The 18,442-nt window shown below is 63.9% G+C and carries 19 protein-coding genes and 1 pseudogene; 5 read left to right on the top strand and 15 right to left on the bottom strand.

Annotated elements, in window-relative coordinates; all coding sequences use genetic code 11:
• Position 1: 1 nt before the first annotated feature.
• Genes N8H22_RS07775 through N8H22_RS07785 form a run of 3 tightly spaced genes read right to left on the bottom strand, consistent with a single transcriptional unit; the run spans position 2 to position 4,344 of the window.
• Positions 2-1,036, bottom strand: a complete 1,035-nt coding sequence (locus tag N8H22_RS07775) for an iron ABC transporter permease (RefSeq protein ID WP_272890735.1) — start codon at positions 1,034-1,036, stop codon at positions 2-4.
• A gap of 55 nt (positions 1,037-1,091) precedes the next feature.
• A complete protein-coding gene (locus N8H22_RS07780) occupies positions 1,092-3,053 on the bottom strand; it encodes a TonB-dependent receptor (protein ID WP_264590046.1) in 1,962 nt (653 codons plus the stop codon).
• Between the two features lie 43 nt (positions 3,054-3,096).
• Positions 3,097-4,344 (bottom strand): MFS transporter, encoded by a 1,248-nt coding sequence (locus N8H22_RS07785; RefSeq protein ID WP_264590047.1) that lies wholly within the window; start codon positions 4,342-4,344, stop codon positions 3,097-3,099.
• Positions 4,345-4,475: 131 nt separating this feature from the next.
• On the opposite strand from N8H22_RS07785, the gene fhuF reads away from it, so the two are divergent.
• On the top strand, positions 4,476-5,270 hold the full coding sequence (gene fhuF / locus N8H22_RS07790) for a siderophore-iron reductase FhuF (protein ID WP_264590048.1): 795 nt from the start codon (positions 4,476-4,478) through the stop codon (positions 5,268-5,270).
• Between the two features lie 50 nt (positions 5,271-5,320).
• Positions 5,321-6,262, top strand: a complete 942-nt coding sequence (locus tag N8H22_RS07795) for a class I SAM-dependent methyltransferase (protein ID WP_264590049.1) — start codon at positions 5,321-5,323, stop codon at positions 6,260-6,262.
• Positions 6,263-6,271: 9 nt separating this feature from the next.
• Here the strand turns inward: N8H22_RS07795 and N8H22_RS07800 are convergent.
• From N8H22_RS07800 to N8H22_RS07850, 11 genes and pseudogenes are all read right to left on the bottom strand, one after another.
• A pseudogene (locus N8H22_RS07800) lies at positions 6,272-6,490 on the bottom strand (DUF305 domain-containing protein); the annotation flags it as partial.
• A gap of 45 nt (positions 6,491-6,535) precedes the next feature.
• Positions 6,536-7,078: an ATP-dependent zinc protease gene (locus N8H22_RS07805; RefSeq protein WP_264590050.1), complete on the bottom strand. Its 543-nt coding sequence runs from the start codon at positions 7,076-7,078 to the stop codon at positions 6,536-6,538.
• Positions 7,079-7,148: 70 nt separating this feature from the next.
• Positions 7,149-7,826: a TetR/AcrR family transcriptional regulator gene (locus N8H22_RS07810; RefSeq protein WP_264590051.1), complete on the bottom strand. Its 678-nt coding sequence runs from the start codon at positions 7,824-7,826 to the stop codon at positions 7,149-7,151.
• A 48-nt stretch (positions 7,827-7,874) separates the two neighbouring features.
• The gene (locus N8H22_RS07815; RefSeq protein ID WP_264590052.1) at positions 7,875-9,245 is read right to left on the bottom strand and encodes a nucleobase:cation symporter-2 family protein; all 1,371 of its coding nucleotides are present in this window, start codon (positions 9,243-9,245) and stop codon (positions 7,875-7,877) included.
• 327 nt (positions 9,246-9,572) lie between these two features.
• Entirely contained in the window at positions 9,573-10,379 is an 807-nt protein-coding gene (locus N8H22_RS07820; RefSeq protein ID WP_264590053.1) for an outer membrane protein OmpK, read from the bottom strand.
• Between the two features lie 551 nt (positions 10,380-10,930).
• Positions 10,931-12,145 carry a hypothetical protein gene (locus N8H22_RS07825; RefSeq protein WP_264590054.1) on the bottom strand — a complete coding sequence of 405 codons (1,215 nt, stop codon included), beginning with the start codon at positions 12,143-12,145 and terminating at the stop codon, positions 10,931-10,933.
• Positions 12,146-12,187: 42 nt separating this feature from the next.
• Positions 12,188-12,670 carry a curli production assembly protein CsgB gene (locus tag N8H22_RS07830; protein WP_264590055.1) on the bottom strand — a complete coding sequence of 161 codons (483 nt, stop codon included), beginning with the start codon at positions 12,668-12,670 and terminating at the stop codon, positions 12,188-12,190.
• A 242-nt stretch (positions 12,671-12,912) separates the two neighbouring features.
• A complete protein-coding gene (locus tag N8H22_RS07835) occupies positions 12,913-13,749 on the bottom strand; it encodes a CsgG/HfaB family protein (RefSeq protein ID WP_264590056.1) in 837 nt (278 codons plus the stop codon).
• A gap of 21 nt (positions 13,750-13,770) precedes the next feature.
• Positions 13,771-14,181 carry a curli assembly protein CsgF gene (locus N8H22_RS07840; protein WP_264590057.1) on the bottom strand — a complete coding sequence of 137 codons (411 nt, stop codon included), beginning with the start codon at positions 14,179-14,181 and terminating at the stop codon, positions 13,771-13,773.
• Positions 14,178-14,564: a curli production assembly/transport protein CsgE gene (csgE, locus tag N8H22_RS07845; protein ID WP_264590058.1), complete on the bottom strand. Its 387-nt coding sequence runs from the start codon at positions 14,562-14,564 to the stop codon at positions 14,178-14,180. The genes N8H22_RS07840 and csgE overlap by 4 nt, the downstream gene beginning before the upstream one ends.
• Positions 14,561-15,211, bottom strand: coding sequence for a response regulator transcription factor (locus N8H22_RS07850; protein ID WP_264590059.1), 651 nt, complete (start codon positions 15,209-15,211; stop codon positions 14,561-14,563). The genes csgE and N8H22_RS07850 overlap by 4 nt, the downstream gene beginning before the upstream one ends.
• A 254-nt stretch (positions 15,212-15,465) precedes the next feature.
• Here N8H22_RS07850 and N8H22_RS07855 point away from each other — a divergent pair, with 254 nt between their 5' ends.
• From N8H22_RS07855 to N8H22_RS07865, 3 genes are all read left to right on the top strand, one after another.
• Positions 15,466-16,101, top strand: a complete 636-nt coding sequence (locus tag N8H22_RS07855; RefSeq protein ID WP_264590060.1) for a LysE family translocator — start codon at positions 15,466-15,468, stop codon at positions 16,099-16,101.
• A gap of 66 nt (positions 16,102-16,167) precedes the next feature.
• Positions 16,168-16,617 carry a VOC family protein gene (locus N8H22_RS07860; RefSeq protein WP_264590061.1) on the top strand — a complete coding sequence of 150 codons (450 nt, stop codon included), beginning with the start codon at positions 16,168-16,170 and terminating at the stop codon, positions 16,615-16,617.
• Complete coding sequence (locus tag N8H22_RS07865; protein WP_264590062.1) at positions 16,618-17,445, top strand: aldo/keto reductase; 828 nt, start codon at positions 16,618-16,620, stop codon at positions 17,443-17,445.
• A gap of 7 nt (positions 17,446-17,452) precedes the next feature.
• On the opposite strand, the gene metR is transcribed toward N8H22_RS07865, so the two are convergent.
• Positions 17,453-18,379, bottom strand: coding sequence for a transcriptional regulator MetR (gene metR / locus N8H22_RS07870; protein WP_264590063.1), 927 nt, complete (start codon positions 18,377-18,379; stop codon positions 17,453-17,455).
• Between the last annotated feature and the right edge of the window lie 63 nt (positions 18,380-18,442).

Here is an 18,442-nt window from a genome sequence, read left to right on the forward strand (position 1 = left end):
GTTACCTCACCGTCAGCAGGGAACGGAAGCCGCCGCGCAGCACGATGGCGATCAGCGCTGGCGCGCCGAGGGCCGCGAGCAACGTGCCGACCGGCAGTTCGTAGGGTTGCAGCAGCCAGCGCGCCAGCACATCGGCGGCGAGCAGGAAGAGCATGCCGAACAGCGTGGAGAACAGCAGCTGGCGCAACAGCGCCACCGGTTCGAGCAGCCGCGCGCAATAGGCGGCGAGGAAACCGACGAAGCCCACCGGGCCGGCCAGCGAAATGGCGCAGGCGGTGAGCAGGGTGGACGCTGCCAGCACGCCGAGGCGCACCCAGCTGGTGTGGATGCCCAGCGCACGCGCCTGGCTGTCGCCCATCTGCATCAGCGTCAGCTGGCGGCACAGCAGCGCTGCGAGGATCAGCCCGAGCACGGCGAGCGGGGCGACGGTGGCGAGCGCGTCGAGGCGCGAGGCGGACAGCGAGCCGAGGTTCCAGAAACGGAACTGCTCGAGCGCCACGCGGGTGGACAACAGCAGGTAGTTCGCCAATCCGCCGAAGATGGCGCCCAGCGCCACGCCGGCGAGAATCAGCTTGAGCGGGCTGGCCTGGCCGAGCATCAGGCCGACGCCGAGCACCACCAGATTGCCCAGCAGCGCGCCGAGCCCGGACCAGAGCAGGTAGCCCTGGGTCGACTCGACGCCGAAATAGATAAGGCCGATCACCAGCCCGAGTACCGCACCGGCATTCACGCCGAGCAGGCCGGGTTCGGCCAGAGGGTTGCGCGTCGCGCTCTGCAGCAGCGAGGCGGCGATCGCCAGACTGGCGCCGACCACCAGCGCGGCGAAGGTGCGCGGCAGGCGCAGGGTATCGACGACCATCGCCAGCTTGTCGTCTGCCAGATACTCGGGCGCACCGAGCAGGTAGCCGAGCACCGCCTCGGCGCCGTATACGCCGGCGCCAGTGGCTAGCGACAGGGCCAGCAACACCAGCAGAAGGCCACCCCCGGCAACGAGGGTGGCTTTCTGGAAGACCGGCATCGTCGAATCAGTTGGCATGGTTCATCGGTCTTTGGCTCCAGTAGCCCGGCGTCGCCGCCGGGCCGGGGATGGGTCAGATGTCGTAGTTGAAACCGACGAACAAGGTGCGGCCCATGAGGATGTTGTCGATCGACTGGGCTACGTCGTCACGTTTTTCGTTGGTGAGGTTGTTCAGCCCGGCCTTGAGTGTCAGCTCCGGCGTTGCCTGGTACTTCGCGCCCAGGTTCAGCTGATGGAACGCACCGCTCTCGACGTTGGGTTCGGCCGCCGAGACGTACAGCAGCTGGCTGCCGGTGTACTGGTAGTCGAGGTTCAGCCCGAGTCTGGGCATGGCCTGCCAGTCGACGCCGAGGTTGGCGACATGCTGCGGCGAGTTGCGAATCGCTTCGTCAGTGTCGCGGTCTTCGGCATCGGAGTAGGTGTAGTTGCCGCGCAGGCCAAGGGTGTCGGTCAGCGCGTAGCGGCCGTGCAGTTCATAGCCCTGCACGCGCGCCTTGCTGATGTTGCTGTAGGTCATTACGGCCGGTGTATGGCCGGCGCGCCAGCTGTCGGTGACGATCATGTCTTCGATGTCGTTGTGGAAGAACATGATGCCGGCTTCCAGGCGCTCGTCCTGGTAGAGCGTGCCGATCTCGTAGCTGGTCGCGGTTTCCGGTTTCAGGTCGGGGTTGCCGACCAGTGTGCACATGCCGCGGCAGGCCAGCACGCCGTAGGTTTCGTCCGACTGGTAGATGCTCGGGGCCTTGAACGACTTGCCGGCGCCGCCCTTGATCACCCAGTTATCGGTGAGGTTGTAGACGCCGTAGGCGCGCGGGCTGAACTCGCCGCCGAAGGTGTCGTGGTCGTCCCAGCGACCGCCGAGGGTAATGTCCAGGTCGCCGAGGGAGAACTCGTCCTGCAGGTAGAGCGCCTTCTGGTCGACTTCGGTGTCCGCACCGAGGTTCTGGTTATGCGCCAGCTCGGTGCGCCGCCATTCGCTGCCGACAGTGAAGAGATGGCTGCCGAGAGAGGCGCTGAGCTGACCGTCGACGGTGTGGTTCTTCTGCTGGATGTCGCCTTTCATGCCTCGCAGATTGGTCATGATCTGCGAGTCGTCCATCAGCTCGACGTCTTCGTAGTAGTAGCGCACACGGGTGTTGAAGCCGTCCCAGTTGCCGGTGTGACCGAGGCCGAAGCTCCAGCGCTCCATCTCCTGCACATTGGTGACGACAGCACCGAAGTTGTTCCAGTCGGCCTCGCGGTCGTCCTTGCGGTGGGTGATGTCCAGATCGAGCGTCTGGCGCTCGTCCAGCAGCCAGCTCAGCGAACCGAAAACGCTACCGTTCTGTCGCTGTTCCACTGCGTCGGTGTCGGGGTTGACCGTCTGCTCGCTCAGCCACGCCGCCTGATCGGTTTTCTCGACGAACAGGTTGCCGCGCAGCTTGTTGTCGATCAGTGCGCCGCTGACGTAGCCGCTGGCCTGATGGCTGTCGCCGGAGTCGCCTTCGGTGGGGTGTTCGTAGGTGTAGGCAACACCGGCGCGGGTTTCATCGGTGGCCTGGCGCAGGATCACGTTGACCACGCCGCCCAGCGCATCGGCGCCGTACAGCGAGGACATCGGCCCGCGGATCACTTCGATACGCTCAATGGCGGCCATCGGGATCGACGAGAGGTCGAAGTCGTTGGCGTAGTTGGAGGTCAGGGCGTCGCGCGAGTTGATGCGCCGGCCGTTGACCAGCAGCAGGGTGTAGTCCGAATCCATGCCACGCAGCTTGATTTCCTTGCGCCCGTAGGTAGACGACGGGTTGATGTGCACGCCCGGCAGGTATTTCACCGCGTCGGCCAGGCTGTAGACCGGCAGCTTCTCCAGTTCCTCGCGGGTCACCACCGAGACGCTGGCCGGTGCGCTGAGTTCGCTATGCGCGGTCTGGGTGGCGGTGATGACTTCGTTCTTCAACGTGACCGGGGTATCAGCCAGCGCTGCCAGCGGCAGCAGGCTGCCGAGCAGGGTCAGAGACAGGTGGCGTGGGCGGCTGATTCTTCGTACAAGCTGCATGTGCAGGCTCCGTTGCTAAGTAGTTGTTGTACTGCGCGACTAGTCACGATTCCCCGGCAGGTTGAGTCCTGCCTTCTTTTATTGTTCTGGCCTCGGCTACAGCTGCGGCGCGCGTTTGGATGCCGCGCAGCAGCACCAGCACGCCGATGCCGGCGACCGTTCCGGCGCCGGCATAGAGCCAGGCCAGGTCATTGAATCCAATCAGGCGGCGCCCGGCATCCGAGGTCAGGTAGGCCGCTGAGAACAGGCTGCCGAGGCCGGCAGCGACGTTCGATACGGTGCCCTGCAGCGCCATGAACGCCGCGCGCTGTTCGGGAAGCGGGATGGCGGCGGCGATAGTCAGCGTGCTGCTGCTACGCACCGCGCCGAGCGCCATGAACAGGGTGAACACCAGATACAGGGAAAGACCGAGCGGCAGCGCGAAGCCGAGCAGGGTGATGGCAGCCAGACAGCCACTGCTGACCAGTACTACCGTCCGCGCGCTGCCGCGGTCGATCAGCACGCCGCCCAGGTGCATCGCCGCCAGGCTGGCGAGGCCGCCGCACAGGTAGAGCAGTCCGATGTGCTGGCGCGGAAAATCGAGATTGAACTGGAAGTAGTTGGAGAAGTGCGGCACCAGCAGGAAGTGGCCGAACATCTGCAACGCCACGATGGCCAGGGCACCCAGACACAGTGGCGAGCGCAGCAGCGGCCAGAGGCGGGTGGTCTTGTGTACATGGGCGGGCGGCCTGGGGAACAACGGCTGGCAGAGCAGTGCGAGTAGCAGCCCGGCGCCGCCGAACAGCGCGAAGGGCGCCTGCCAGCCGCCGCGTGCGGCGACTTCCAGCGCCAGCGGCGTGACCACGATCGCCGCCAACGAGTAACCCATGGCGACGTAGGCGAGTTTGCGACCGCGTTCTGCGGGTGGGATCAGGTCGAGCATGGCCGCCATCAGCACCGCGCCCATCGGCCCCGCGACCAGGCCGGAGAGCACGAACAGAACAATCAGTTGTTTCGGGTCGCTGGCCAGCGCGCAGCTCAGCAGCAGGGCGAAGCGCAGCGCCAGTAACACGACCAGCGTCCGCTTGCGGTCCAGGCGATCGAGCCAGGCGGCCGTCAGCGCCGCGCCCAGCGCCGCTGCGAGGGTGGCGCCACCGGCTATGTAGCCGACGTGGCTGGCCTGCATGCCCAGCGCCCGCACGAAATCCGGTCCGAGCGGCATCACCATCATCAGGCTGCCGATCGACAGCATGTTGATGAGCATGGCCAGGTGCACGGCGGCTTTCGATTGTCGATCGGCATCCATCTGCATCGCGCGCTCGGGTAGCTAAGGGCGGCTGCATCTTAGGTAATCATAAATACTATTTCAAATACTAATCGTTATCATTATTCTGATGTTGCGAAACGTTGCGACATTCGCGCGTTGGACGGACAGGAGCGTTCATGCAGGCCACGAAAACTCAGACGGGCGCGGGTACCGCCGCCGAGCAGCCGGTGGCTGGCGGGATAGCAGCGCTAGCTGATCTGTACGTCGGGGAGTTCGCCCATTATCGGGATGTGCTGGTGCTGGCCGACGATCCGCGGGACGCACTGCCGCTGGTTGAGCTGTTGCTGCCGCGGACGCTGGACGAGCAGCTACTGCGTTTTCGTCCGCAGGCGGTCGGCGAGGACCGTAGGGCGTTGGTTTCGCACTGGTCGCGACACTACTTCGTGCGGCTGATTCCACCGGTGGTGGCCGCCGCGACGCTGCTCGATCGACGCCTGCCGCTGCGCCTCGAGCAACTCGCGGTGGTGCTCGACGACCAGGGACAGCCTTCGGCCTTCAAACTGCTCAATGACGGCGAGCGTTTCGCCGAATCGTCGGGGCCGTTCGGCCGCTTCGAGCACCTGATCGAAGACAATCTCGCTCCCTTCATCGAGGCGCTCGGTCGTTACGCCGGGGTCGCGCCGAAGGTGCTGTGGAGCAATGCCGGCAACTATTTCGAGGCGGTGTTCGGCCAGCTTGCCAGCCGCGCCAGTCAGGCCCAGCTTGCCGACGGCCGGGCGTTGGTCGATGCACGGTACCTGCCGGATGGGCGACGCAATCCGCTCTACCGGCCGGTGCGCTATGTCGAGCTGGAAAACGCCGATGGCCGCTCGCGTATCTGGCGACAACGACGGCTGTGCTGTATCCGCTATCTGCTGGATGGCGTGGCGCTGTGCCCCAACTGCCCGCGGCTCGACGCACCGCCGCAATAGCCGCCGGGCGCTGCTAGAATGCCGCGCCCAATCCGCGCCGAATCATCCTCATGCACGCTGACGCGCTCGTCATTCTCCAACAACATCTGCTGGGCGGCCTCGACCCGGCGCCGGGCGAAACCCGACGGTTGTTCCACGGCCGGGGTCGCTGCTGGCAAGGCCTCGAACAGCTCACGGTCGACTGGCTGCAGGGCGTCGTGCTGGTTGCGCTGTTTCGCGAGCCGGCAGCAGCGGATCTGCATGCCCTGAAGCAGACGCTGATGGCGCTGGCAGGCTCGCCCGCCTGGCAGCGGAGTGGCGCACATGCTCTGCTGCTGCAGCATCGTTACCAGCCGGACAGTCCGACCGAGACGCTGCTGGGCGAGCTGCCCGCCGAATGTCTGATCAGCGAGAACGGCCTGCGTTATCGACTCGACCTGGGCAGCAAGCAGAACAACGGCCTGTTCCTCGACATGCGCTACGGCCGCCGCTGGGTACAGGAGAATGCGCGCGGCAAGCGCGTCCTGAACCTGTTCGCCTATACCTGCGGCTTCTCGGTCGCGGCGATCGCCGGCGGCGCCGCGCACGTGGTCAATCTCGACATGGCCCGTGCGGCACTGACGCGCGGGCGCGAGAACCATCGACTCAACCAGCACGACCTGAGCCGGGTGAGTTTCCTCGGCCATGAGCTGTTCAAGTCGTGGGGCAAGGTGAGAAAGCTCGGTCCCTACGACCTGATCATCATCGACCCGCCATCATTCCAGAAGGGCAGCTTCGCGCTGACCTCGGATTATCAGAAGATCCTGCGTCGCCTGCCGGAACTGCTCACGCCCCACGGCCAGGTGCTGGCCTGCGTCAATGATCCCGACATCGGCCCGCAGTTCCTGATCGAGGGCATGGCCACCGAGGCTCCGCAGTTGTGCTTCGAACGGCGTCTGGAGAACCCGCCTGAATTTCCCGACGTGAACCCCGACAGCGGTCTGAAGGCGCTGCTGTTCGTGCGGGAGGACTAGGCCGGGATGCTAGCGGCGCGCTTCGAGCTCGTCGATCAGCGCCTTCATCTCGCCGATCTCGCGGCGCTGGGCTTCGATGATGCTGTCGGCCAGTTCGCGTACGCGCGGGTCGCGGATATCGGCGCGCTCGCTGGTGAGGACGGCGATCGAGTGATGCGGAATCATTGCCTTCATCCAGGACACCTGTTCGACCGTGGCCTGGCCGCGTACCAGCCATAGGGCCACGGCGACGAGGATCGCGCTGCGCCGCATTTCATCGGCCGACGTCTGCGCTCAGTTATCGGCGTTCGAGACGGAGCAATTCGGCTCCGTGGTGAAGGTCCGTGCCGCGTCCACCGGGCCGAGCTTTTCCAGGGTGCGACGGCCCAGCAATACCGGATAGAGCATGTCGTCGCGGTCGTTGAGGGAGAATTCCTCTTCGTAGATGCGGGTGCCCAGACATACCTTCATCAGCACCACGGGGCGATCCTCCTTGCCGGCCGCGCCGCGTACGGTGAGCTCACGTTCAAGCTTGCGTTCGATACGGGTCTTGACGAGCTTTTCGGTATCGATGTCCTTGAGGTCGATGTCGAAACGCACCCACTCCTCACCGTTCTTCTCGAACCGTTCGATGTCTTCTGCGTGCATGGAGGACGTCAGCGCGCCGGTATCGAGCTTGAACTTGACCGCGACCTTGCCAGGCAGGATCAAGCCTTCCTCGACCCAGCCGAAAACCGGCCGCGAGCCGGCGAGCGCCTGAGTCGCGCCGGCGGACAGTAGCGTGGCGGCCACCAGGCCCGAGAGCAGGGCGTGTGTACGGCGTTTGCGATGAGACATGCGGTTCCTCGACGATCAACCGGGATGAAAAAGTAGAGTCGTCGAGTCCGTAATTGTTCAGTGAGGCGGCTCAGGCCTCGGCGCCGGGCGCCGGTGGTGTGAGGCCGCAGCCCTTGAGGATGATCTGGATGAGGTTATCGGTGGCCACGGCGAAGTCCTTGCGGGTCATGCGTTTGCCACCGATCCGGCGAATCTGGTCGGAGAAATCGGCGTAATGCTGGGTGCCGCTCCAGATCAGAAAGATCAGGTGCATGGGGTCCACCGGGTCCATCTTGCCGGCGGCGATCCAGGCTTCGAATACCGCCGCCCGACCGCGGAACCAGTTGCGGTAGTCCTGGTTGAAGTGCTCGTTGAGGCATTCGGAGCCGCTGATCACCTCCATGGCGAAGATCTTCGAGGCTTCCGGGTGGCGCCGGGAGAACTCCATCTTGAGGCGGATGTAGTTGGCCAGCGCCGTGGCCGGATCGTCTTCGGGGCTCATGTCGTCGAAGGCGGTGTCCCACAGTTCGAGGATATGGCGCATCACTTCCACATACAGCCCGAGCTTGCTGTTGAAGTAGTAGTGCAGGTTGGCCTTGGGCAGTTCGGCGCGCTGGGCTATGGCATTCATGCTGGTGCCCTTGAAGCCGTAGCGGGCGAACTCCGTAGCGGCGGCGGCGAGGATGGTTTCCTCGTTCTTCTGGCGGATGCGCCCGGCGGGTTTGCCGGTCGAGACGTACAGAGGCTGTGTAGTGTCGTTCTTATTCATAGTCCCTTACTCGCGTGCGCGGCGCATCCGGCGGGCGTCGTCGCTGGGTCAGGCCTGGCGCGGGCTGGCAGTGATGATGGGCTCGGCCTGCTCGCGGGGTAGCAGCAGATCCAGCAAGATCGCCGTCAGGCCGCCGCAGGTGATGGCCGAGTCGAACAGATTCTGCACGAGTTTCGGCATCTGGTGCAGCAGTTCCGGTTGTGCTGCGACACCGAGGCCGACACCGAGCGAGGCCGCGATCACTAGCATGTTGCGACGATCCAGCTTCGTCTGCGCCAGGATGCGGATCCCGGCGGCCGCGACACTGCCGAACATGATCAGCGTGGCGCCGCCGAGCACCGGCTTGGGAATCTGCTGCAACACCGCACCGAGCAGCGGGAACAGGCCGAGCATGAACAGGATGGCGCCGATGTAGAGGCCGACATAACGGCTGGCGACGCCGGTCATCTGGATCACGCCATTGTTCTGCGCGAAGGTCGTATTGGGAAAGGCATTGAAGGTCGCCGCGAGCAGACAGCTGACGCCATCGCCTAGCACACCGCCGCGCAGGCGTTGCACGTAGCTGGGTCCCTCGATCGGCTTACGCGAGAGCATGCAGTTGGCGGTCAGGTCGCCCACCGTCTCGATGGTGCTGATCACATAGATGAGTGCGACCGGGATGAATGCCGTCCAGTCGAAGGCGAAGCCGTACTTGAACGGCTGCGGGATGCTGATCAGCGGCAGTTCAGGCAGCGGCTGCGGCACCAGCGTGCCACTGAACCAGGCGGCCAGGCTGCCGACGGCCAGACCGATGATGATGGCCGAGAGGCGCAGCCAGGGCTGCTGCGAGCGGTTGAGCAGCAGGATCAGCAGGAACACCAGTACGCCCAGGGCAAGGTTGCCGGGAGCGCCGAAATCCTTGGCCTTGAAGCCGCCGCCGATATCGGTGATGCCGACCTTGATCAGGCTGACGCCGATCAGGGTGATGACGATCCCGGTGACCAGCGGCGTGATCACCCGGCGCAGCTGGCCGATGAAGCGGCTCAGCACGATCTGCACGAAGGCGCCGAGAAAGCACACGCCGAAGATCATCGCCAGGATGTCTTCCGGGCTGCCGCCGCGCGTCTTGACCAGCATGCCGGCCGCCAGCACCGCGCCGAGAAAGGCAAAGCTGGTGCCTTGCAGGCAGATCATGCCGGCGCCGATGCCAAGCGGTCGGCGCGCCTGGATGAAGGTGCCGACGCCGGACACCATCAGCGCCATGCTGATCAGGTACGGCAGGTGTTCGCCCAGGCCGAGCACCGCGCCGATGACCAGTGGCGGCGTGATGATGCCGACGAAACTGGCAAGGATGTGCTGCAGCGCCGCGAAGAATGCTGGAACCGCAGCGGGGCGCTCGTCGAGGCCGTAGAGCAACTCGGTTGGGGAGTGGTCTTGCATGATGATTACCTTCAATGGTGGAAAGAACGAGGCAGGTCCGGCCTGCTGCGGGTGTCCGGGCTTCTGCAAGAAACTGACCAGTTGATTAGGTTTGCCGGTCGCGAAGTACTCTGGAGCACGCGCGGCAGCGTGCTGGCGTGGGGCGATGCGTGTGGGTGGGTTGCCGCTGTGGCAGGGGCGATGGAAAACGCGGCGAGTGCGTGCACCAGAATGTGTGGCTGCAGCGGCTACGTGCCTGTTAACAGGGCAGCGCGGAGGGCGGGAATTGTCGAGATGCAGGCGAGCGCTGGAAGGGAGGCCGCCCGGTCGGGCCGGACGGCGGCGGGATCAGAAGTGCGCTTTGACGATGAAGTTCATCACGTTGTTATCGGTGTTGAACGCTTCGCTGTCCTCAATACCGTATTTGTCCGACCAGTAATCGTATTCGACGCCGACGTAGAGCTTGCCGGGGGCATAGTCCATCGCCTTGCCCAGGTCGTACTTGATCTGTGGGTTGAAGTGGAAGTTCTTGGCGATGAAATCGCCCTTGGATTTGGAGCCGGCGTCGTTGACCACCCAGTCGATGTAGCCATCGAAGAGGATGTCCGACTTGCCGACCGGGAAGGTCATGGCCCAGGTCGGGGTGATCTGCCATTGGCCGCCTGGCTTGCCGGTGATGCCGTCAGGCTTGCGGTAATAGGTGTTGATCGCCAGGCGGTCGAAGCCCGGAACGGCGAGGTCGACGGCCGGGCCGAGCAGGTAGTTGCGATTGCGGCCTTCGCCGCGTTCGTAGGTGGCTGAGATCAGCACGTCCTTCACCGGACCGAAGGACAGGTCAGTGCCGCTGATCTTGCCCAGCGACAGCCGTGGGCTGAACTCGCCGTAGTAGGTGTGGCCGTCGCTGCCCGAATGGCCATTGAACCACTTGTTGTCGACGAACAGGAACATGTCGCCCCAGGTCCAGCCGCTGGCGTGCTCGAAGGTGATGGTCTGCTGGATGTCTGCTTCGCGGCCGTCTTCCCCCGAATCGACCGCGAAGTTCTTCCCGTAGAGGTAGGTGAGGCTGTTGTTTTGCCAGAGCATCGGGCTGGCCAGGGTTTCGCCGCTGGCGATCAACCCGGCCGCGAGCATCGCGGTGGTAAGGCTGCGCTTCATGTGTGTACTCCTTGCTGGTATGAGAGTGCTTGTATTAGTTGTCCAAGCGGTCAGGCTTGGCTCTCGTAGCAAGGCTCGCGCCAATCCCCGGTGGTGACCGTTGAGTCTTCTTATTGCATTGATTAATAAGGGATAAATTTCATTATCTCGGCGGGTTCGAGCTGTTCGTGCGGTCGAGTCTGGCCTTGCATGGATCGGTCAGAACTGACCAGGGCGTCAGGTTGCTTCAGTTTGGGGCGGATCGCACTGGCTTTGCGCCATGCTGCAACCTGAAGGGCCTGCATAGGTCATGGCCAGGGGCAATCAGCACAGCGAGAGGCGGGTTGGGAGCCGAGCGGGGCGGTGGTGAGTGGCAAGAGTGTCTGGATCGGCAGCGGGACGAGCATTTGCCCGAGGTGGCTGTAGCGATGGTGCGCTCATCGGCCGGCAGCGTGGTGACACGCAACGTGGCGGTAGGCGTGATGATGGTCGGCAGCCCGGCGCGATCGCGTGGCTGACCGTACAAACGAAACTGCCGGCACTGGGCCGGCAGTTTCGGATCTAGGCGTGACTCAGTTCTGTGTCACGACGGCGCTGTTGTTCCAGCCGTTTTGGTTGATGTAGGCCGCGTTGCCGTAGCCGCTCTGGGTGGCGACTGCGCTGTTGTCCCAGCCGGTCTGGGTGACGTTGACCAGATGCGAGGCGCCGGTCTGGGTCAGGCTGGCCTCGTTCGCGACACCGTTCTGGTGCACGCTGGCGAGGTTGTCCCGGCCGTCCTGAGCGACGTCGACGCTGTTGCCGAGACCGACGCTGAGGCCGACGATCTCGTTGTCGGTGCCGTTCTGCACGGCGGTCAGCTCGTTGCCGATGCCGTTCTGGCCGAAGTACAGCTCGTTGCCTTTGCCCTGCTGATCGACGTCAGCCGAGTTGAACGAGCCGACCTGGGTGGTCTTGGCAGTCTGATCGCGGCCGTCCTGGAAGATGTCGGCGCTGTTGCCGGTACCGAACTGCTCGGTCGTCGCGGTGTTGTTGCCGCCGAACAGGCCGTTGGTCTGCTTGATGGTGGAGTCGTTGGCCACGCCGTATTGCAGGACGAAGGCGTTCTGCGCGTTGCCGTCCTGATCGACGTCGACGGTGTTGCCGAAGCCGTTGGAGTAGACGTACGCCTCGTGGTTGAGGCCGGTCTGGGCGACTTGTGCGTCATTGCCGACACCGACCTGCTCGATTTCAGCGACCGAGCCCGAGCTGAACAGCTGGGTGATGCGCGCGTCGTTGTTGTCGCCGTCCTGGTCGATGGTTGCCTTGTCGAACGAGCTGGTGACCTGGGTGATGCTGGCTTCGTTCAGGTCGCCGTCCTGGTTGGTGTTGGCCTGGCTTTGCCAGGCAGTGGTCTGGGTGGTATCGGCGCTGTTGAACGAGCCTTCCTGAGTTTGCGTGGCGCTGGCGCGGTAGCTGCCGGTCTGCGTGACCGTGGCAGTGTTGTCCCAGCCGCGCTGGTTCTGTGTGGACGTGCTATCGACCGAGAAGCGCTGCAGGGCGTCCGCATCGTTGAAGTTGCCGAACTGATTCTGCACGGCAGTGCTGGAGAACGAGCTGAGCTGTTCGATCGAGGCGTCGTTGGCGAAGCCGCCCTGATTCTGCTCGGCCATGTTGCCCGAACCGCCGCTCTGCAGCACTTCGGCGACGTTGTCGATACCGATCTGGTTTTGCTCCGAGGTGTTATCGGCAGCCAGAACCGGGGCAGAGGCGACCAGCATGGCGGCTACGAGGGGGGTGAACTTAAACATTTTTGTCTCTCCATGGATGTTTTAAGTACTGCGGTACTTCCTTCACCGGTACTGGCGAACCACTACCGTCAGACCCTGGCCGGTCTGGCTGACACTGCTGCTCAGCCCTGAGCCAGTCTGTTCGATGAGCGCGCTGTTGTTCGCGCCTTGCTGTGCGATGCTGGCGACGTTCGAGGAACCGTCCTGCTCGATCTGGGCCTCGTTGTAGGCGCCGGATTGGGTGATCAGGGCGAGGTTGTCGCTGCCGATCTGCGAGATGTCGGCGGTGTTGGCGTAGCCGGCCTGGAGGATGTACGCCTCAAGTTCGGAACCGCTCTGGGCGATGTTGCCGACCAGCTCGGAGCCGGACTGCTGGATGGCTGCCAGCGCACCCTGATTGGCATTGGCAAGCGAGGCGATGCTGTCCGCCTGCCAGGCCAGCTCGCTCGGTGCCAGGTCAGGGTTGGCGTGGCTGAGGGATACGGTGGCCAGTGTCAGCAGTACGGACAGCAACAGCTGTTGGGCAATCCTTTGCGTGGTTTGCATCGCGTCGTCCCTGGTCAATTGGCGTTGGAATCATCTTGGTTGCGGATCGGCGATCACGAAATCCATCCAATGATTGAAAATGCACGGTGTTTTGCAGGGAGGCCTGATGACGCCCGATAACGCAGCTGCTGCGTGAGTTCGGTGGATACGCCGGGACTGTCGGGGCGAAGTCGGTTGTCGCGAAGGGGCGCCGTCGACGAAGAATGAAAAAGCCCTCCGAGGGAGGGCTTTCGATGGCTTGGTCAGATTTGCTCTGGCTTGCCCAGGTACTTGGCCAACGCCGGGTGTTCGCCGGTATGGCCTTCAGCAGTCTGCCACAGGCGTCGATCCACGCCCTGGGCGACCAGGTGGGCGACGGCGGCTTCGATGGCTGACAATACGCACAGCTGTGCCGGCTCGTTGGTGGTGTAGCCGGCTTCCGCCTCCAGCAGTTCCTTGAACTCGATGAACTTGTAAACGTTGGCGCTGCGCCCGACCGAGAAGATCGTCTTGGTCGTCATCACGTTGGACAGCACCCTGCCGCTGCGTACATCGATCGCCCGCAGGTTCACCGTGACCTGATCGACCCGATACTCCTGCGACAGGCCGATACCCAGGTAACGGGCGCCTGCGCCACCGCTGCGTACGTTGGTTTCATAGGCGACGATGGCGCCTTCCATGATGATGTTGGCCGCGAGCAGCGAAGGCAGCTCGGACTGGATGTTCGGTGCGACATCGGGCTTGGACTGCGAGGCACGGATGATCTTGCGCTCGGTCAGCACATTCTGCAGCCCTTCGCGCTCGAGCACGACAAACCAGCCGCTGGCCTGCATGGCATCCACCAGCATGCTCGCAGCTCCCTGGGTCACCGCGGTGGAGAAGGAACTGGCGGGTGTGGGTTTGTACTGGCCGGTCTGGTCGCGAAAGCCGTAGACCGCTGCCACCAGCTGGCCCTTGGGGCGCGGCAGTGCGAGCAAATCCTGGTAGGTCGACGTCCGCGGTGTCAGGGTCGGTGCCTGTTGATCGGCAGACATGGGCTCGCGCACCGCGCAGCCCTGAAGTACGGCCATCATCCCGATGGCTACGAACAGGCTTCTCATCGCCTTTGCTCTCCTTGCTGATTAGTTTTGTCCGACGATCACTTCGGATGTTTCGCCGGTGGCGCGATCGGTGATGACGATGACAAGGTCGCCAAGGTCGTTCTCGGTGACGTCGACGATGAAGTCCTCGGTGGTCAGCGAGCCGGTTTCGCCGTTGCCGACATTCACCAGTAGGTCGCTCAGCAGGCGAGACTCCAGCTGGCTGGTGAAACGGTCCAGTGCCGACAGCCTGCTCGCCGAGCGGTCGGGGGCATCGGGGTCCTTGTAGTCGTTCTGGGCCTGGGCGCTGCCCAGCAGCCAGGAGCCGTTGAGCGGGCTGCCGCCGAAGGAGGGGTTGATCGGGGTGTACACCAGCTCGGTGGCGCTGGCGCCGGCGCTGAGCAACAGGGCGCCGGCCAGCGTGCTGAGGGTCTTGGGAATGTGCCTGTTCATAACTCGTCCTTGGCTAGATCAGTGTTGTCTTGGAAAAACGCTTCGATCTTTCGTCTGTTGATTTCCTGCAGTACGAAATCGGCAGCCTCGTACGCGGTGCTTTCCATATCCGCGACGTTGGGCTGAAGGAAACGGCGGTAGAGCGTCTGGTTCTCGTATTCGACCCACACCAGGATGCCCCAGCGCGCCGAAGGGCGTTCCTTCACGGCGAGGTTGAAGTCCAGCCGGCTGGTGTCGTTCAACCGCTCGCAGAACTTGAGATAGAACTCCTGGCCGGAGCGCGAGATGGTGCCGTTGGTGATGAATCCCATGAGCTCCGCTTCGTCGGCATGGGCGCCGCCGATGCCGAGCACCAGCAGCCACAGTAGAGCGCGACGCTTCATAGCGCCGGCTCGCAGACGTGGGCCAGGACGATCGATGCCCCGTGGGCGCGGTTGCTCGCGCCGAGCTTGCGTAGCGCGTTATGGATGTGGCTCTTGATCGTGTGGGTGCTCAGGTGCAGTTTCTGGGCGATGGCAGCGTTCGACAGGCCCTTGCCGGCGAGGGCGAGAATCTGCTTTTCGCGCAGGGTCAGTGCGTCGATGGCCTGGTCGGCGTGCGTCATCTGCCGATAGCGCAGCAGCAGCTTTTCCATCAGCGCCCGTGGCAGCCAGTCTCCGCCAGCGAGCAGGGTGTGAATGCCGCTGACGAAGTTGCTACGCAGGGTCGAGCGATAGAACACTCCGCGAATCCAGGGGTGCTGTTCGACGAGCTGACGCGCCTGATCGGGCAGTGCGTTGATCAGTGCGATCGGCGTATCCCCGACCTTGCGCAGCAACTGCAGGCAGTCTTCGTGGCTGAAGCTGCCGACGTCCAGCAGCAACAGCTCGCAATTGGCGTGCTCGGCGCGTAGGGTGCGCGCGCGCTGCAGACGGCAATGGGGATGGTCGAGCAGATGCTGGCGTAACGCGCTGTCGAGTAGCTCGCTGTTGGAAAGCAGTACCAGGCGTGACGCTAGCGGCACGATGGCCGGTGCGGCTTTGTCATTCATTCGCAGATCCTTTGCTGAATGCGGACCGAGGCCGGTCCGGATGTCCCTCCACTCCCAGGAGGAATGGCCCTGTGACAGTACGAAATGCAAGGTAGTTCACCAGTGCGACAATAAAAAGTCACGCTGGAAAATAATAGTCGGTTTTCCGACGAAAGGCTTGCCCTGTTTGGATTGTCGGAGAGCCGTGCCTGGCTAGGCTAAGATGGTCATCTTTTCTTCGGGGCTATTGCCGCGCCACATTGCTGGAGGTCGCGATGGACGATCTGTCGTTCTGGCTGCTGTTTTTTTCTGCTGCCCTGGTGCTCAATCTTTCGCCGGGCCCGGACCTGCTCTATGTGCTGTCGCGCACCCTGTCGGGGGGTAGGCGCATCGGTGTGGTGTCGATGTGCGGTGTGTGCAGTGGCGCATTGATTCACGTCGCCGCGGCGGCGCTGGGGATTTCGACGATTCTCGCCACCTCGGCGCAGGCCTTTGCGGTGGTCAAATATGTCGGTGCGGCCTATCTGATCTATCTGGGTATCCAGGGCTTGCGTTCGGCCGGTGGCGGTATCCGCGTGCAGCTCGAAGCTCGCCCGCCGGTGTCCGCCTGGCGGGCCTACCGGCAAGGCGTGCTGGTCGATGTGCTCAACCCCAAGGCGGCGATCTTCTTCATGGCCTTCCTGCCGCAGTTCGTCCGCCCCGAGCACGGCGCGGTGGCGCTGCAGCTGTTCGTTCTCGGTGTGCTGGTGGTGCTGGTGGCGGTCATCGTCGAGTTTGCTCTGGTGCTGCTGGCGGCACGCGCGAGCAAGGCGTTGCGCAGCCATCAGGCGATCGGGCAGTGGCTCGATCGCATGCTGGGTTCGCTACTGGTTGGTCTGGGTGTGCGTCTTGGCCTGAGCGAGCGCTTGTAGCGGCAGGAATCATCCGCGACTGCTGCGGGTCAGAGGTCTATGCCTGTTGCTGCCGGAGGAGCGCGAATGTCACGTTTGAGCAAGAACACCACGGCCACGCTGATCCCGTGCCTGCGCTATCGCGATGTCCCGCGCGCGCTCGAGTGGCTGTGCCAGGCCTTCGACTTCGAGCGCCAGCGGGTCATCGAGGATCGGCAGGCAGGAGTCATCCATGCCGAGCTGAGCTTCGGCAACGGCATGCTCATGCTCGGGCCGGTGGTCGATTCAGCGTACGGCCGACTGCTGCGTCAGCCCGCAGAGATCGACGGTGCTTCTACCCAGGGCATCTATGTGGTGGTCAATAGCGCCGATGCGCTCTACACCCAGGCCAAGGCAGCCGGCGCGGAGATCGTCATCGAGCTGAAGGATGAGGATTACGGCGGTCGCGGCTTCAGCTGTCGCGACCTGGAAGGCCACCTCTGGAGTTTCGGTACCTACGATCCCTGGGCCGACCCGGCGAACGAGGAGCCTCACTAAGTGCGCTCGCTGCGCTTGTACGACGGTGGCGAGGTGCCGCTGATCGGCCAGGGCACCTGGCACATGGGCGAGCGATCTGCCGAACGGGCGCGCGACGTGGCGGCGCTGCGGCTCGGCATCGAACTGGGCATGACCCTCATCGATACTGCCGAGATGTACGGGGAGGGCGGTGCCGAGGAGGTGGTGGGTGAGGCAATCCGCAATCGCCGCGAACGGGTGTTCATAGTCAGCAAGGTCTACCCACACAACGCCAGCCGGCACGGCATCCCGCAGGCCTGCGAACGCAGCCTGCGGCGCCTGGGTTGCGACTATCTCGATCTGTACCTGCTGCATTGGCGCGGTGAATACCCGCTGGCTGAAACCGTCGAAGCCTTCGAACGGCTGCAGGCCGCCGGGCGGATTCGTCGCTGGGGTGTATCCAACCTAGATGTGGCCGACCTGCAGGAACTGCCGGATGGCGCAGCCTGTGCGACGAATCAGGTGTTGTACAACCCGCAGGCGCGTGGCATCGAATTCGACCTGCTGCCTTGGTGTCAGGCGCGCAGCATGCCGGTCATGGCCTACTGCCCGCTCGGTCAGGGTGGTGCGCTGCTGCGTCATCCGGCATTGCTTGAAGTAGCTCGACGGCATGGCGTTCAACCCGGTCAGGTCGCTCTCGCCTGGGCGTTGCGCCAACCCGGGGTGCTGGTGATTCCGAAGGCGGTGGAACCTGCGCATCTGCGCGCCAATGCCTCGGCGGGCGAGCTGCGGCTGACGGGCGAGGACCTGGCGCTCATCGACAGCGCCTTTGCGCCGCCACGGCGACAGCAGCCACTGCAGATGGTATGAGGTCGGGCTAGCGTCCCTTGCTGGCGGCGCTGACGCCTTCCAGGGTAGCGAAGGAGGTGTCCTTGGCGGTCAGCAGGAAGTCGCGCATGAACGGCGAGTCGAGCATGTCCGCGCGGATGCCGGCGAACAGCGTGGCGAACAGGCCTTTTTCACCCAGCCGCTTGGCAGTCACGTAGCCGCGCGCACTGTATTCATGCAGTGCCCAGTTCGGCACGCAGCACACGCCTCGGCCGGAGGCGACCAGTTGCATCATCATCACCGTCAGCTCCGAGGTGCGCACCTGCGCCGGCTCGACATCCGCCGGTTCGAGGAAGCGGGTGAAGATGTCCAGGCGGTCGCGCTCCACCGGATAGGTGATCAGCGTCTCGCTGGCCAGGTCGTCCGGCCGTACGTAGGGTCGTGCGGCCAGCGGGTGTTGGTTGGCTACTGCGAGCAACGCCTCGTAGGTGAACAGCGGAACATAGGTGATGCCCGGCAGTTCGACCGGATCGGAAGTCACCACCAGGTCGAGGTCGCCGCGAGCCAGTGCCGGCAGTGGCGCAAAGGAAAATCCCGAAGCCAGGTCCAGTTCGACTTCCGGCCAGGCATCGCGAAACTGGTCGATGGTCGGCATCAGCCACTGGAAACAGCTGTGACATTCAATGGCCATGTGCAGACGGCCGGCGGTGCCGCCGGCCAGGCGGGCGAGGTCTCGTTCGGCGCTGCGCAGTTGCGGTAGCAGACTGTCGGCCAGTTGCAGCAGGCGCAGGCCGGCGCTGGTGAACCGCACCGGACGCGTCTTGCGCACGAACAGCTGTACGCCGAGGCGCTCTTCCAGCTCCTTGAACTGATGCGAGAGCGCCGACTGCGTGAGATGCAGTCGCTCGGCAGCCTCGACCAGACTGTCGGTTTCGCGTAGTGCATGAAGCGTCTTCAGGTGGCGTATTTCCAACATGCCGGCAATCCTTGCGTTTACGTAGTAGTCAGCGTTCGACTGGTTAACCGATATGAGCAAGGC

Source organism: Stutzerimonas sp. S1, assembly GCF_025966695.1.
Taxonomy (GTDB): domain Bacteria; phylum Pseudomonadota; class Gammaproteobacteria; order Pseudomonadales; family Pseudomonadaceae; genus Stutzerimonas.

Coding starts and splice junctions, on each gene's coding strand:
- N8H22_RS07775 (WP_272890735.1), bottom strand. CDS start 1,036: ATGCCAACTGATTCGACGATGCCGGTCTTCCAGAAAGCCACCCTCGTT.
- N8H22_RS07780 (WP_264590046.1), bottom strand. CDS start 3,053: ATGCAGCTTGTACGAAGAATCAGCCGCCCACGCCACCTGTCTCTGACC.
- N8H22_RS07785 (WP_264590047.1), bottom strand. CDS start 4,344: ATGCAGATGGATGCCGATCGACAATCGAAAGCCGCCGTGCACCTGGCC.
- fhuF (WP_264590048.1), top strand. CDS start 4,476: ATGCAGGCCACGAAAACTCAGACGGGCGCGGGTACCGCCGCCGAGCAG.
- N8H22_RS07795 (WP_264590049.1), top strand. CDS start 5,321: ATGCACGCTGACGCGCTCGTCATTCTCCAACAACATCTGCTGGGCGGC.
- N8H22_RS07805 (WP_264590050.1), bottom strand. CDS start 7,078: ATGTCTCATCGCAAACGCCGTACACACGCCCTGCTCTCGGGCCTGGTG.
- N8H22_RS07810 (WP_264590051.1), bottom strand. CDS start 7,826: ATGAATAAGAACGACACTACACAGCCTCTGTACGTCTCGACCGGCAAA.
- N8H22_RS07815 (WP_264590052.1), bottom strand. CDS start 9,245: ATGCAAGACCACTCCCCAACCGAGTTGCTCTACGGCCTCGACGAGCGC.
- N8H22_RS07820 (WP_264590053.1), bottom strand. CDS start 10,379: ATGAAGCGCAGCCTTACCACCGCGATGCTCGCGGCCGGGTTGATCGCC.
- N8H22_RS07825 (WP_264590054.1), bottom strand. CDS start 12,145: ATGTTTAAGTTCACCCCCCTCGTAGCCGCCATGCTGGTCGCCTCTGCC.
- N8H22_RS07830 (WP_264590055.1), bottom strand. CDS start 12,670: ATGCAAACCACGCAAAGGATTGCCCAACAGCTGTTGCTGTCCGTACTG.
- N8H22_RS07835 (WP_264590056.1), bottom strand. CDS start 13,749: ATGAGAAGCCTGTTCGTAGCCATCGGGATGATGGCCGTACTTCAGGGC.
- N8H22_RS07840 (WP_264590057.1), bottom strand. CDS start 14,181: ATGAACAGGCACATTCCCAAGACCCTCAGCACGCTGGCCGGCGCCCTG.
- csgE (WP_264590058.1), bottom strand. CDS start 14,564: ATGAAGCGTCGCGCTCTACTGTGGCTGCTGGTGCTCGGCATCGGCGGC.
- N8H22_RS07850 (WP_264590059.1), bottom strand. CDS start 15,211: ATGAATGACAAAGCCGCACCGGCCATCGTGCCGCTAGCGTCACGCCTG.
- N8H22_RS07855 (WP_264590060.1), top strand. CDS start 15,466: ATGGACGATCTGTCGTTCTGGCTGCTGTTTTTTTCTGCTGCCCTGGTG.
- N8H22_RS07860 (WP_264590061.1), top strand. CDS start 16,168: ATGTCACGTTTGAGCAAGAACACCACGGCCACGCTGATCCCGTGCCTG.
- metR (WP_264590063.1), bottom strand. CDS start 18,379: ATGTTGGAAATACGCCACCTGAAGACGCTTCATGCACTACGCGAAACC.